The following is a 14870-nucleotide window of genomic DNA, read 5'->3' on the forward strand; positions in this document are numbered from 1 at the left end:
TTTATCTTTAAGCATAAGGGTTGTTTTTGGGATTAGATATATTGAAAATCACAACTTTAATATACCCAAAAACAGCCTTTTTTCATAAACTAAATAATGCCTCACTTATCCGATATTCACGTTATTTAAGGTATATACCAGATCATCTTCATAACTACTTTGTCGCTGCTATTAAGAATCATGATATCACACAAAGGGCCCTGACAGTATTTTAAGAGCCTGAACCCGATTTCAAAAAGATTGGCGCTCTTATGAATGAACATCATGAGATTTTAAAAAATATCTTAAAAATCACCGTCCCCAGAATTGATGATATGATAGATGCAGCCTTAAAAGCCGGAGCATATGGGGCCAAGATAGTAGGATCCGGCAGAGGAGGTAGCATCACAGTAATCGCCCCGAAAGAAAAGAAAGAAGTAATCGTTGCTGCGATAATCGCAGCAGGAGCTGTAAACGCCTATCCTGTAGAAGTGGACCCAGGCGCACGAGTATTAAGCAATGTTGAAACAAACCACTAATATCACTGTCATGCATACCAATTTAATCATATTAGCAGGTGGCGCCTCATCACGAATGAAAAATTCAGAATCACTGAATAATTTGAGTGATGAAGAAATAGCCCAGGCAAATAACCGAAGCAAAGGGCTTATTGCTCTTGGGCACAGAGGAAGACCACTATTGGATTACCTTTTATATAATGCCAAAAAAGCAGGCTATCAAAATATATATTTAGTGATTGGTGAAGAAGCTGAACTTTTTAAAACTTTTTATGGAGAAAAGCCAAGAGATAATGACTTTCATGGACTTACCATATCCTATGCGGTACAATATGTTCCCAAAAACAGAGCTAAACCTTTCGGTACAGCTGATGCCTTGTTTCAAGCTGTAGAACAGTACCCTGAATTAAACTCACAGTTTTACACCGTTTGTAATAGTGATAACCTCTATTCTGTAGAAGCGCTAAGTAGTTTACGTAAAATAGATATACCTAATGCCCTGATCAGCTATGACAGGGATAGCCTGTACTTCCCTCCGGAACGTATAGCTCGCTTTGCTGTGGCAACTTTTGACAATGAAAACTATCTGCTGGACATCATAGAAAAACCTTCTGTACATGAAATAGAAAAATATAAAGATAGGCATGGCAAAGTGAGGGTAAGCATGAATGTATTTAAGATCAATGGAAAAGATATATATGAATACCTGAAAAATTGCCCCATACACCCTGAAAGAGATGAAAAAGAGCTCCCCACCGCTATTTTAAATTTTCTGAAGGATAACCCCAAAACTGTGTTAGGACTACCTCGTTCAGAACATGTTCCTGATTTGACCGCTAAGGAAGACATAATCCAAGTAAAAGACTATTTGAAGAAGTACTATTCTTCAATACAATGGGATACAATGAATGAACATAAGTTGTAAAGCTATTTGAATGGCTGGACTACTTTCAGGTCTCTCAAGGAAATAACCTGATCTGCGGATTATCACCTAACACTACTCAAATCTATGGTTTCTTTAAGTGCGTTGGACTGGGGGTTTCAATGGTAGCAACCACCTTTTTCACAGACACCCCCAATTTAGTTTCGGATATAGTCAGAATCAATGGTGTATCCGGTAACTGGGTTTGGTGGGTGTTCCTGATTACAGGTTTGCTAACCGTTTTTGTATATGCTAAACTGTGGCGTAAGTCTAATGTAAATACAGACCTCGAATTTTACGAACTACGGTATGGGGGAGCACCTGCAAAATTTTTAAGAAGATTCAGGGCGCTTTACCTGGGCATCATTTTCAATGTCATGACCATGTCAGCGGTAACACTGGCAGCCATAAAAATTGGAGGCATCATGCTTGGGCTTGAACCTTGGCAAACCGTCATTACCACCGGCCTTATTACAGTGATATTTAGCTCACTGGGCGGCTTCAAGGGAGTCGTATACAGTGATTTTATTTTGTTTTTCATCGCAATGGTAGGGTCTGTAGGGGCAGCATATTATTTGATTAATATGCCCGAGGTAGGTGGAATGGCCGCCATGATGGAAAATAAAAATGTAGCAGATAAACTCTCCCTACTGCCCGATTTTAGCGATAAAAGGGCGCTAATTACGCTTATCATTATTCCATTAGCCGTACAGTGGTGGAGTTCATGGTACCCTGGTGCAGAACCGGGAGGCGGCGGCTATGTGGCGCAGAGAATGCTGGCAGCTAAAGACGAAAATCATGCAATAGGAGCTACTTTTTTCTTCAATATAATGCATTACGCTTTAAGACCGTGGCCGTGGATAATCGTATTGCTCGCTTCATTAGTTGTATTTCCTGACCTGGCAAGCATCAAGGAAGCCTTTCCTGATATTTCTGATGATAAGCTGGGCCACGATCTCGCTTACTCAGCTATGCTTACAAAGCTGCCAAGGGGTCTTTTAGGATTGGTTTTGGCTTCGTTAATCGCCGCTTATATGTCTACCATTTCTACCCAGCTAAACTGGGGGTCATCCTACATAGTATATGATTTTTACCAACTACAGATCAAGCCTGATGCGTCAGAAAAAGAACTGGTTAAAGTTGGGCGGATTTCTACCATTGCTCTCATGGTTTTTAGTGCTCTTTTGGCTTTGGTCCTTCAAAATGCGCTTCAGCTTTTCGAAGGTTTATTGGTGTTTGGAGCAGGTACCGGCTTGATCTTCATTTTACGATGGTTTTGGTGGCGCATTAATGCATGGAGTGAAATTACAGCTATGTTTATTTCAGGGATCGTTTCAATAGTATTGAAATTGACACCTCTTGGCGATTACCTTTTTGATGCTGAAACAGGGCAATTTGAAAAATACTACGAGTACCCCCTGGTGGTATTAATAACCACTTTATGTTGGCTGGTTGTCACCTTCGTCACCCCTCCGGAAAGTAAAAAGGTATTGCATAGCTTCTTCGAACGGGTACAGCCGGGAGGCTTTGGATGGCGTAAGGTAATCAGCGAAGCAAAGCCCAACAAGATAATACTAAGTGGCAATAAAAAACATGCATGGACCGTTCCTTCCGGCCTTATAGCTATGTTGTTGGGCTGCCTTCTCATTTATAGCAGCATGTTTGCCACGGGATACTGGATCTATCAGGACTACAGGCACGTCATTATAGCAACTGTGCTGGCTATTGGCTCAGGAATAGTCCTGTTCAAATTCAAGGGAAAAATCAAAGCAACGATATAGGTAAAGAATAAAAATTGAAAATAACCGATGCTAAAAGGCAATGTATACAACGTAACGGATTTTGAAAAGAGATTCGAACGTATTGAGGCAGTAATATTTGAAAGCTCATCCACCGCATCTAAGGCAGTAGCCCAGGAGATAGCCAAACTGATCCAGTCTAAAGAAAAGCTCGGTGAGAAGTGCATTTTAGGTTTAGCGACCGGGTCAACTCCGAAAGCGCTATATGCCGAGCTGGTACGATTGCATAAAGAAGAAGGCCTGAGCTTTACAAACGTGATCACCTTTAACCTGGATGAGTACTACCCCATGGAACCCGATTCAGTGAATAGTTATGTGCGGTTTATGAAAGAACTGCTATTCGATCACGTAGATATTTTACCCGAAAACTGTCATATACCTGATGGCACCTTACCTAAAGACGAGATCTTCAAGTATTGTAATGGCTATGAAAAGAAAATAGAGGATTTGGGCGGAATAGACCTGCAAATATTAGGGATTGGGGGAAACGGACATATTGGCTTTAATGAATCAGGATCGCTACAAAATTCAAAGACAAGACTAGTAGCACTAGACCACATTACCCGGGTAGCGGCAAGTAATGATTTTTCAGGACTGGCAAACACTCCTAGAACTGCCATTACATTGGGTGTGAAAAAGATAATGGAAGCAACACGGGTTGTTTTAATGGCTTGGGGGGAAGGTAAGTCTAATATTATTAGAGAAGCGGTAGAGGGCGATATTACTAATCAGGTACCGGCATCATTCTTACAGGAACATGAAAATGCCGTTTTCATAATTGATAAGGCTGCATCTTCCAAGCTCACCCGTATTAATTCTCCTTGGCTTGTAGAAAAAATAGCATGGACAGATCAATTGGTTAGGAAAGCAGTTCTTGGACTGGCTCTTAGTCTAAACAAACCCGTGCTTATGCTTACAGATGCAGATTATATAGAAAATGGTATGAGTGACCTGCTAGCAGACTCCGGACCGGCGTATGACATCAACATTTATATATTTAACAAACTACAACACACTATCACCGGATGGCCCGGTGGAAAACCAAAGGCTGATGATACACATAGACCTGAAAGGGCTACACCGGAAAAGAAACGTGTGCTTATCTTTAGTCCCCATCCCGATGATGACATTATTAGTATGGGTGGAACTTTCAGGCGCCTTCATAATCAGGGCCATGAAGTACATGTGGCCTATCAAACTTCCGGGAATATTGCAGTAGCAGATGACGAGGCCTTGCGTTTCGCAAGTTTCGTCGTGATTACAACGATAAGTTCAAAATTAGAAGTGTTGAAGCCAGGGGAATTTATGATGCCTCCGTAAAGTTCCTTAAGAGTAAAAAAAATAGTGAAATAGATATACCGGAAGTCAGGCATATCAAAGGCCTGATCAGGCAGGGTGAGGCAAAGGCTACAAGCCATTTTATTGGATTGCCTGATGAACAGATCCATTTTTTAGAACTACCTTTTTACGAAACAGGGACCACCGAAAAGAAACCCGTAAGTGATGAAGATGTCAAGATAACGATGGATATCATCAATACCATAAAACCACATCAGATATATGCTGCTGGTGATTTAGCCGACCCACATGGAACCCACCGGGTGTGTCTTAATATCATTTTTGATTCCATAAGGCAGTTGAAACATGAGGACTTTATGAAGGATTGCTGGGTGTGGCTCTACCGGGGGGCATGGCAGGAATGGAACGTTGATGAAATTGAAATGGCGGTGCCTATGAGCCCCGATCAGGTGTTGGAAAAACGGCATGGTATTTTTAAGCACCAGTCACAAAAAGACGGTGTGGTATTTCAAGGCACAGATAGCAGAGAATTTTGGCAAAGAGCTGAGGATAGAAATAGAGAAACTGCAGACTTTTATGATAAACTCGGACTCGCCCGTTATGCTGCTATGGAGGCCTTTGTAAGGTGGAAGTTTTGAGATTTTTAAATCAATCACTCGTTGCTACTTCGATTTAATGGGATCTAATACATAGCTACAAGAACAAATGCATTTTAGGACTGTAGTTCATCTTTTAAAACATGAGTTGCCTGCGTACTTAACAAGGAGTCAAAATCGAGTCCCTCAGAACCGGTTTACTCAGTTTCTTGATATGACAAGGCTCATTTAAAACATGAGAAACTACTCATTTCTGAACTGTTTTAAACCCTCTTGAAGCCTGACTGCCCGTCGTCAGTGTTTTAACAGCAAATCGTAATCCTTATGAATTACGTGATTGAAATCAAACTGTATAATCCCCTCCGGATACATTGAGTATTATATGTCGGAAATGACATAGTCTTGTCGGATTTGTTATACAGTTATGTCGGAAATGTTATAGCATTAGGCGGGATTGTGCCAGAGGAGTTGCATTTCCCCTGTTAGCTTTGTGGTTAGTTTGTATGAGAATCTACCTGAGGTATAGATAATTAAAGGTGTCAACCCGATTCTCAAAGTATTTAAACTATGTGTAGCAAGGCTTTATTAAAAAAGACTGAGGATTTGTCAGCCTCGTATGTATGCGAGCAAATGAACCTAAAATCGATTTTTCCTGGCTTACTAATACTTGGGCTCAAGTTGACTGGTTTTAGATAACCCGGCCGGATACCGTTATTCTTGTTATTACGCTTCGTTTTTAGTTGAAACCCTATGAAAAAGATTGGCTTTTTATTGATCACACTTTTACCCCGTGCCTGCATTCTGGCTCAGAAGAACATTGACCTTTTGACGAGAGCCGGGCACTACAGCGTACCCGGCACATATGAAAACAACTCAACTAAGAAAGGCAAAGAACATATCCGGCCTGGGAATTTAAAACTGCCTTTGGTCCGATTCATGCTTTTTGTTCCGTGGCTTATGGGGGACTTCATTAATATCGATAGCTGTTATAAATACTCACTTCCGAAGGGCTATCCGGGACGTGTTCAGCATAAATATAGCTGATCGCCCGGGTCAAGCGTTCATTTCCTCCGATCGTTTTTTTTGTCTATAAGATGCGCCTGGTCAATCAGTTGCCCTGTTCTAATTGCTCCGAGACGGTACCTAGATCAGGCGTTTTCTTTACTTTATAACTACCATTGAACAGTTTTTTTCTTACTATCTGAAAGGAAATAGAAACAGAGAAAAAATGGGCTAATCACAGATCCAGCCCCGCATAGCAGCTGATCTTATTTGTATAATTAGTTGAATTGGCAAACGGGTCGGAAGTGTTACTGAATTAAGTGATTAGATGAGTATAGTTGGACTTTCATTGGTCACCTTGTTATCATTTTGTGAGCATGAATTCCATGTTGAAATGAAAATAACCGGAGAGTAAGTCGCTCAACCAACTATTGAGCCATTCTTAAAGAGAGGTATTTATTCAATACAAATATATTGCGAGATAGAGTGTTGTTCTATGAAAGGAGAGAAGATCTCTGAGTATTGATCTTCTCTCACTATTCATAATGGTTTAGGTTAAAATCTATTTCCCGGCACCGGATTTAGCGTCAATTTTAGCACCTTCGGGAATGGCAAATAGTTCATCAGCCGGAGGTTCTTTACCGATGCTTATATCTGAAAAAACGGCTTCATTTTTCATTTCACCGAGTTTACCATCTTCGTAAGTGTACCAGTTAAGTTTTGTGGGTAATAAAAGGCCACTTACGTTGGCCCAGTCGCTGTATTTTATCAGACGGTAATCGTCATTGATTTCCTGGGAGCGATAGGTCACTGTATATTGCAGAAATTGCATTTGAAAGGTACCTGCATCGTAGTATAGGATGTAATTGTCTTTGGGTGAGTCGCCTACGCCTTCATTGTAAGATATTTTTATTCCAGGATAGTCTGTACCATCCACGGACAGAGGTTCAACGTCCGAGTAGTTGATGCCCGGGTCTGATAATACGAAAGGCATAGCGAAAAAGTAAAAATATAGATTATGGTAAAACCTGGGTGAGCCACCAAATGCTGCATCTGCAGGGTTTATCCAGACTTCGTTACCATCAAAGCCAATGGTATGATTCGCGGAGGTCAGCAGTACCTTCCTGGTTTTTAATTCGATCAGTTGTTTCTCCGCAGATTCGCCGGTGCCTTTGATATAGGACAGTTGGTGCATTCCTGCCCATGTGTCATATCCGCCGTGAGCATCCAGCACTTTGGTGAGATTTTCAGGGAAGGACCTTTTTTCTGTTATAGGTTCGCTTTCCGGCTCAGTGGTGATTTCCTGCACTTCTTGCCTGGCGGGTTGGCATGCTGAGAGATATAGAACTGCAGCGCATAATGTAAATGCCTTTTTCATCGGGTTTGTTTAGGTTAAAAGTTGTTGTGAAAATTGATCTCACTTCTTTTCAACGTGGTTTTCAATGAAAGCCCAGGTTGAAATGATGTGATCAATCTATACATGCAAATCAACCGATTTTCACTGAAGGATATTTGACATGTAAATGACATTTTAGCGAATTAACACTAAACATCTGTCGATTGGCTGGAAAAAGTTATTTCCAATAGCCGAATAATTTTTTTATAGCTTCTGTTAATTTTTCTGCTGATGGGAGCATGGTTTGCTCTAATACAGTGTTAAGGGGTATGGCCGGTAGACTTTCCGAACCCACGGTAAGCACCGGGGCATCAAGGTATTTGAAGCAATTTTGCTGTATGGTTCCGGCCAGGCTCAGAGCAAAAGAATTACTTTTAGGCTCTTCAGTCAGTACAATGCACCGGTTGGTACGTTTGACAGATGCGAAAATGGTGGCTTCATCCAGCGGGTTTAACGTTCTTAAGTCAACGATCTCTACCTGACCTTTAAAGTTTTTGGAGGCATTTAGCGCCCAATGTACACCCATGCCATAGGTTATGATCGTCAGCGCTTCATCTGCGGACATGCTTTCATGGGAGGCTTGTTGTACTACATTTGCCTTTCCAAGGGGTAAAATATAGTCTTCAGCCGGTTCATGCGTTTTTGCTGCATTAGTACCGGGCACTTTAGACCAGTACAGACCTTTGTGTTCGAATATTACGACCGGGTTAGGATCGTGATAAGCTGCTTTCATCAAGCCTTTGAGGTCAGCGCCGTTACTCGGATAAATTACTTTTACGCCACGAATATTTGTGACTACAGACTCTACACTGGAGGAATGGTACGGGCCTCCGCTTCCATATGCTCCGATAGGAACACGTAAGATCATACTCACAGGCCATTTTCCGTTAGAAAGATAACAGGAACGGCTTACTTCTGTAAACAATTGATTCAAACCCGGCCAGATGTAGTCCGCAAACTGTACCTCTACGATCGGTTTTAAGCCGACAGCCGACATACCTACCGTGGACCCAATGATAAAAGCTTCCTGGATAGGTGTGTTAAAGACGCGGTCGTCCCCAAATTTTTGGGCCAGCGTAGCCGCCTCACGGAAAACGCCCCCTAGTCTTGCGCCGACATCTTGTCCATACAGCAGACATTCTTTGTTTTGCATCAATTCTTCGACAGCATGTAAGGCACAGTCTACCATTACCGTCTTTTCGGCCCCTTTCGGGGTGCGCTGCCCATGTTCTTCTGTAATTGGAGTAGGAGCATAATCATGGGTAAACAGGTCTTCCGGTGTTGGTTCAGGTGCGTCCAACGCTCTTTCGTAGTCGGCTTTTACCTTATTTTGTGCCTGCTTTTCGATCTTTTCGAGCTCCTTTTCGCTAAAGCCGGCATCCAGCATTTGATAACGGGTAATAGGATAAGGGTCTCGTAATTTTTGTTCTTCCAGGTCGTCACGGTACCACTCCATACGCACACCTGAGGTATGATGGTTCAGCAAAGGAACTTTGGCGTGCACCAGGAAAGGGCGGCGTTCGGTACGAATGGTGTGGATGACATCATTCAACGTATGATAGCTTTCTGTGAAGTCCGTGCCATCCATGCTGATGGCTTCGAGTCCTTTGAACCCCTGAGCATATTCATAGGCATCCTGCGCACGTATTTCTTCTGCATTGGCAGAGATGTCCCACTCATTGTCCTGTACCAAATATAAGATGGGAAGTTGCTTTAAAGCAGCCATTTGAAAGGCTTCAGCCACTTCACCTTCTGTAATACAGGCATCACCTAATGAACACACTACCAGGGGTAGTGGGTTAGCGTGGTCCCCGAACATCTTTTCCCTGTACTGTAATCCCATAGCGGCGCCGGTAGCAGGAATGGCCTGCATCCCTGTAGCTGAGGATTGGTGTGGTATTTTGGGTTTATCAGGATCATTTAAGCTAGGGTGAGCATAATAAGTACGGCCTCCGGAAAACGGATCGTCCCTTTTAGCTAAAAGTTGTAGCATCAGGTCATAAGGCTCCATGCCTATCCCCAATAACATAGCGTCGTCCCGGTAATAGGGATAGAGCAGGTCCTGGGGCAGTAATTGCATGGAAGCGGCCAGTTGGATCACTTCATGACCTCTGGCCGTAGCGTGAACATATTTTGAGACCACTTTAAAATTTTCCTCGTACAGCTCCGCCAGAGATTTGGCCATACAAAGTTTCAGAAAAGCCTCTTTGAATAGTTTCTTTTGAATGGATCCTGATAATGTAATCATACTATTTGTCTTTTAACAGCCAGGTTGCTAAATGTCTTGATTGTCGTCAAATGCTTCCAGAAAGTCACCAACTCTTGCCAGGAATGAGCCCCCCAGAAAGCCATCGACTATTCTGTGGTCATAAGAGAGGGAGAGGTACATCATATGCCGGATAGCAATCGTATCTCCCTGCTCTGTTTCTATCACTACCGGCCTCTTTTTGATCATGCCGGTGGCCATTATCGCTACTTCCGGTTGATTGATAATAGGAGTACCCATCAGGTTCCGGAACGTACCGACATTACTTAGCGTAAAAGTACCTCCGGAAATATCCTCAGGAGACAACTTGTTGTTGCGGGCTTTGTTCACCAATTGGTTGACCTGGTGTGTAAGGCCTAATAGATTTTTGCCTTTAGCATCTTTTACCACCGGTACAATCAGGTTACCGTTGGGCAATGCGGTAGCGATACCGATGTTGATGTCTTTTTTTACCACAATCTGTTTGCCGGAAACAGAAGCATTGATTTGCGGAAATTCTTTGATGGCTTTCACAATGGCTTCCACAAAAATGGGGGTAAAGGTGATCTTCTGTCCGTGTTTGGTCTGGAAGCTGTTTTTGATACGCTCTCTCCATTGGACAATGCGTGTCATGTCCACTTCCACAAATGAAGAAACATGAGGTGAAGTACGCTTGGACATGACCATATGATCGGCGATCATGCTTCTCATCCTGTCCATTTCGATGATCTCAGTATTCCCCGAAGCTTCAGGAGCACTATTTTGTTCAGGTAAAGCTGCCACCACTTCCTTTGAAGGACGGATAACCTCAACGGGTTTATCCCTTTGCTTCAGGAAGCCCAATACATCATTTTTGGTGATCCTGCCGTCAGGACCGGTTCCTTTGATGCGGTCAAGTTCAGCAGTCGCTATCCCTTCTTTTTGAATAATGTTTCTGACTAAGGGTGAAAGTGTTCGTCCGTTTGCCTCCCTTGGAGGAACTTCTAAAACGGTATGACCATTGCCATTAATGGCTTCTTTGTGTGCCGGGGGCTCCGGGGTTTCTGCCTCTGAATGATCATTGTTTTGCCGGGGTATTGATGTAGGTCCGGCCTTGCCATCAGGCGTAATCCGTGCGATGACCTGCCCGACCTTTACCACTTCGTTTTCCTGGTACAGTATCTCTGAAATTACTCCGGTGATGGGGGAGGGTAACTCTGAATCTACCTTGTCCGTAGCCACCTCTAAGACGGTTTCATCCTCCTCTATTTTTTCACCCACTTGCTTTACCCAACTCAGGATGGTGGCTTCTGTGATACTTTCCCCCATCTTTGGCAAGACCAAATCAAAATTATCCATTGTTAATACATTTATTCTATAAAATTAACCATATATATAGTCCTATTCTATTCATGATAATAATTAAGATAATTCATCTATAATTATTTGATTTTATATTCTTTTATTCTTTATTTGAGCCTCGTTCTACCGCTTTTTAGAGGATTATTCTAGTGATTCAATTGAATGACAGGAATGACTTTACAATAAGAATAGAAAGAGGAGCTAAACCACTTAAATCATGGATGTGAAAAAACCGGACGATATAGATTGGGGTATCTTAAGGCTGTTAGAGCAGAATGCACGGATTACGGTCAAAGAAATGTCACAGAAGTTGAACCTTTCCACCACGCCCATTTTTGAAAGGATCAAACGCCTGGAAAAAAGCGGCATTATCGATCATTATACTACTGCCATTAACTATGAAAAGCTCGGAATAAAACTTACGGCGTTTGCTCATATCTCTTTTAAGGACCATACCAAAGACCTGATCGAAGCATTTGAACAAAGGATAGTAGGTTTACCTGAAGTGCAGGAATGTCATTATGTGACAGGAAGCTGCGACTTCATTGTAAAAGTGCTGGTCAGGGACATTGAGAAGTACCAGGAGTTTGTAACACAAAAACTATTCGGTGTACCCAATATTGCCCGCATTGAGTCTTTCCTCTCATTGACCGTCAAAAGGAAACCAGGGGTGAGTGTGTCACTGATGAGAGGTTGAGAGGGTTTAGGCTGTTTCCCGGATCAATGCCTGAAAACACCGGGAATTGGAATGTAACAGAAATAAAAAGAGACCACTCTTTCGAGGGCCTCTTTTGACGCTTTGACCCGGACCTTAAAGCATAATACGGGTTTAATACAGTTTATGGCTAGAATCTAAAGTTAGCTCCTATTTTTAACGTTGTTCCGTTGAAACCGAATTGATTTACTTCCCATGGGTACCTGAAACGTCCCCCCAGGTCGGTAACAACGTCGCCTTTGGTGTCGATCTCGTCAGGGTAAACATCCAACAGGTTATTTGCTGTGAAGTTTACGGAAAACCGGTCGTTGATATCATAATTGATAAGCAGGTCTGTAATCACTTTTCCGGCAAATGTCTGGTCAAGGGCCGGATCATCGGCATGGTCCCAGGTTACTTCTCCGAAATAGGTATTATTGAGGGTAACACCTATTTTGCCCATGGTAAGCGCCATGCCTAAGAGTGTTTTGAAATTTGGCCTGGCAGTAGTTACCCTGGATTGTTCTTTTCTATTGAAGATATCATATCCCTGTTCACCGATCGCTCCCGGAGCATCGATAGAACCTTCAATGGATGTTTCATTGAAATTGGTAGAGGACGTTATATTCAATGTCCCTGTGGCCCCAATGGGTATCCCGGTATAGTCGAGTATGATGTCTGCACCTTGTGTTCTGGTGTCGAGTGCGTTAACAAAAAATTTAATACTTGTTACGTCATTGTCTATCAGTATTTGTTCCACCACATTGACCGTAGTGGTGTCTGCATCGCTTCCTATTTCACCCGTGAAAAGGACCCGATCATCTATGCTGATGTTATAATAATCAGCAGTGATGGATAGGTTGGGAGTGATCTTATAAGTTACTCCTGCTGAAAAATTCAATGAGGTTTCTGCATCCAGTTCGGGGACACCCAGGGCACGGATGACCGGGCTTACATTATTAAATGTACCCTGGTTAGATATGGTGCCGGCAGACACCAGCGTTTGCACATTGCTTAAATAGATCTGATGTAATGAAGGTGCGCGAAACCCTGTGCTGACCGAAGCTCTTACAGCTCCATTACCACTGGCAAATAATTGTCTGGCATTTATCTTCCATGAAAAATTACTCCCGAAGTCAGAATAATTTTCAAAACGTACAGCGCCACCTACTAGGAAATTATCGGTAGCATCAAAATCAAGACCGGCATATACTCCCACATTGCTTCTGTTTTCTTCCAGAGCGTTAGAGGGCTGTAAACCGGGAAAAGACTGTGCTCCCCCGTCAACATAAGACTCAGGCTGCCCGGCGGTGACCTCAAATACTTCGCTTCGGATCTCAGACCCAAAGTATATGCTAACGTCATTCATTTTCCTTGAAATGTCAATATTGCCCAAAAGGGTGCTGAACCTGTACGCTCCTGCATCAAATTCCGTAGGGCTGGCTGCTCCCAGGGAGGGGTTGATCGTATTGCCTATGGTGTAGTCTACATCATTGGTTCCGGAGGTAAGGCTTACATCGGTATTCCAGCCGCCAAACTTGTATTTATTTCCAATGGTAAAAGTGTAATCGTTGATCCTTGTTTCAAACGTAGGCTGAAACCCGTTATAGGTTCCTCCTTCAGGGGTCAATAGGCCGAAATCATCGGTGATCCAGTAAGGAGGCCTGTACAATGCGAATGACTTACCATCTCTGAAGGTATAACCTCCAAAAACATAGAGCTTGCCTGCATCTCCGGCATAAGAGTGGCCGAAGTTGGCGTATAATGTGGCTTTGTCATATTCCGGTTGGCCGACGATCATACCCAGGTCAGGATTTTGCTGTATAAAAGGGTCCGAGCCGTCCTGACCAAAAAGTGCATCACTGCCGGGTTCTCCGGCCCGGTTCGTATAATCCTGGTGATAGAAATTCCCAGTCAGATTGAGGTACCCTTTTTGGCCTATTTTAAAGCCTTTATTGACAGCAGCGTCATAGGTGAAACCGTCTCCTTGCGTAGTGACTCCTGATGAAAGCGAAGCTTCTCCGGTCACACGCTCTTTTAAAATAATGTTGATCACACCGGCAATGGCATCCGAACCATATTGTGCCGCTGCCCCATCTCTAAGTACTTCCACCCGTTCTATAGATGCCGTGGGAATACTTTTCAGGTCAGTACCTACTTCTCCTTTTCCGGGTGTATCGTTTACATAGACCAGGGCGCTCTGATTTTTTCTTTTGCCATTGATCAATACCAGGGTTCTCGAAGGCCCCAGGTTGCGCAGTTCCGAGGGATCAAAGTGAGCCGTAGCATCGGAAATGGTTTGGTTGGAAGCGTTGAATGAAGGAATGCGGTAGTTAATGATCTGTTCCAGGTTAGTCTGACCACTTTGCGTCATACTACCGGCATCAATATTATCGATAGGGACCGGAGACTCAATAACACTTCGGGGTTCTCCACGTGACCCTACAAATACCAGGGACCGTAATGTTGAGATATCTTCCTCCAGCGCTATAGACAGGTTTCCGCTGGCAGAAACTTCCATAGTTTTAAAGCCCAGGTAAGAGATCACCAATATGGCGCCTGGGTCAACATCCAGTATGAAACTACCATTCGCATCAGTGGTGGTACCCAGGGTAGTTCCTTTGATCAATACAGAAGCGCCTACAATCGGCGCTCCCGTATCTTTCTCTCTTACTTGTCCTGTAATCTCCTGTTTTACTTTTGCCGGTATTTTGGCTTTCCTGATAACGATGGTACGATCTTCTATTTCATACTCCAGGCCATAGGAAATGATGAGTTTATCCAGTACTTCCTCCACGCTTGCCTGTTTCACATTAATACTGAAAGCAGGTATGTTTTCAAAGATCTTGCTTTGGTAAACAAAGTTAAATTCACTTTGCTTCCTGATCTCACGGATTATTTTCCGAAAGCTTTGGTTTTCAATAGAAAGGTCAAGCCTGGTTTCCTGTGAATACAGGGAACCTGCTGAGGCCTCAACAAGTACTAAGGTGAGTAGTACCAGGGTTATTTTCATAACGCGAATGGATTTGGATCCTGATTTTGTGCGTAACTTAGTAGAACAATGCAGCATATGTTTCTC

General features: G+C 43.0%; 8 protein-coding genes and 2 pseudogenes. 6 read left to right on the forward strand and 4 right to left on the reverse strand.

Annotated features, from left to right (window positions below):
• Nucleotides 1-236 precede the first annotated feature (236 nt).
• The 5 genes and pseudogenes from FNH22_RS28975 to FNH22_RS28995 all read left to right on the forward strand — a co-directional run.
• A pseudogene (locus FNH22_RS28975) lies at nt 237-518 on the forward strand (GHMP kinase); the annotation flags it as partial.
• Nucleotides 519-528: 10 nt separating this feature from the next.
• Nucleotides 529-1422: a sugar phosphate nucleotidyltransferase gene (locus FNH22_RS28980; RefSeq protein ID WP_143402026.1), complete on the forward strand. Its 894-nt coding sequence runs from the start codon at nt 529-531 to the stop codon at nt 1420-1422.
• Between the two features lie 119 nt (nt 1423-1541).
• Entirely contained in the window at nt 1542-3200 is a 1659-nt protein-coding gene (locus FNH22_RS28985) for a sodium:solute symporter family protein (protein ID WP_143402027.1), read from the forward strand.
• A gap of 27 nt (nt 3201-3227) precedes the next feature.
• Nucleotides 3228-5155: pseudogene (gene nagB, locus FNH22_RS28990) on the forward strand (glucosamine-6-phosphate deaminase).
• A 708-nt stretch (nt 5156-5863) separates the two neighbouring features.
• The gene (locus tag FNH22_RS28995) at nt 5864-6157 is read left to right on the forward strand and encodes a hypothetical protein (protein WP_143402028.1); all 294 of its coding nucleotides are present in this window, start codon (nt 5864-5866) and stop codon (nt 6155-6157) included.
• Nucleotides 6158-6677: 520 nt separating this feature from the next.
• Here the strand turns inward: FNH22_RS28995 and FNH22_RS29000 are convergent.
• The 3 genes from FNH22_RS29000 to FNH22_RS29010 all read right to left on the reverse strand — a co-directional run bounded on the left by FNH22_RS29000 (nt 6678) and on the right by FNH22_RS29010 (nt 11094).
• Nucleotides 6678-7493, reverse strand: a complete 816-nt coding sequence (locus tag FNH22_RS29000; RefSeq protein ID WP_143402029.1) for a DUF6503 family protein — start codon at nt 7491-7493, stop codon at nt 6678-6680.
• Nucleotides 7494-7689: 196 nt separating this feature from the next.
• Nucleotides 7690-9759: a thiamine pyrophosphate-dependent enzyme gene (locus FNH22_RS29005; RefSeq protein ID WP_143402030.1), complete on the reverse strand. Its 2070-nt coding sequence runs from the start codon at nt 9757-9759 to the stop codon at nt 7690-7692.
• 27 nt (nt 9760-9786) lie between these two features.
• Nucleotides 9787-11094, reverse strand: a complete 1308-nt coding sequence (locus FNH22_RS29010) for a dihydrolipoamide acetyltransferase family protein (RefSeq protein WP_143402031.1) — start codon at nt 11092-11094, stop codon at nt 9787-9789.
• Nucleotides 11095-11314: 220 nt separating this feature from the next.
• On the opposite strand from FNH22_RS29010, the gene FNH22_RS29015 reads away from it, so the two are divergent.
• The gene (locus FNH22_RS29015) at nt 11315-11794 is read left to right on the forward strand and encodes an Lrp/AsnC family transcriptional regulator (protein WP_143402032.1); all 480 of its coding nucleotides are present in this window, start codon (nt 11315-11317) and stop codon (nt 11792-11794) included.
• Nucleotides 11795-11942: 148 nt separating this feature from the next.
• On the opposite strand, the gene FNH22_RS29020 is transcribed toward FNH22_RS29015, so the two are convergent.
• A complete protein-coding gene (locus FNH22_RS29020) occupies nt 11943-14804 on the reverse strand; it encodes a TonB-dependent receptor (protein ID WP_185154480.1) in 2862 nt (953 codons plus the stop codon).
• Nucleotides 14805-14870 lie beyond the last annotated feature (66 nt).

Source organism: Fulvivirga sp. M361, from assembly GCF_007097395.1.
Lineage (GTDB): Bacteria > Bacteroidota > Bacteroidia > Cytophagales > Cyclobacteriaceae > Fulvivirga.

Coding starts and splice junctions, on each gene's coding strand:
- FNH22_RS28980 (WP_143402026.1), top strand. CDS start 529: ATGCATACCAATTTAATCATATTAGCAGGTGGCGCCTCATCACGAATG.
- FNH22_RS28985 (WP_143402027.1), top strand. CDS start 1,542: ATGGTAGCAACCACCTTTTTCACAGACACCCCCAATTTAGTTTCGGAT.
- FNH22_RS28995 (WP_143402028.1), top strand. CDS start 5,864: ATGAAAAAGATTGGCTTTTTATTGATCACACTTTTACCCCGTGCCTGC.
- FNH22_RS29000 (WP_143402029.1), bottom strand. CDS start 7,493: ATGAAAAAGGCATTTACATTATGCGCTGCAGTTCTATATCTCTCAGCA.
- FNH22_RS29005 (WP_143402030.1), bottom strand. CDS start 9,759: ATGATTACATTATCAGGATCCATTCAAAAGAAACTATTCAAAGAGGCT.
- FNH22_RS29010 (WP_143402031.1), bottom strand. CDS start 11,094: ATGGATAATTTTGATTTGGTCTTGCCAAAGATGGGGGAAAGTATCACA.
- FNH22_RS29015 (WP_143402032.1), top strand. CDS start 11,315: ATGGATGTGAAAAAACCGGACGATATAGATTGGGGTATCTTAAGGCTG.
- FNH22_RS29020 (WP_185154480.1), bottom strand. CDS start 14,804: ATGAAAATAACCCTGGTACTACTCACCTTAGTACTTGTTGAGGCCTCA.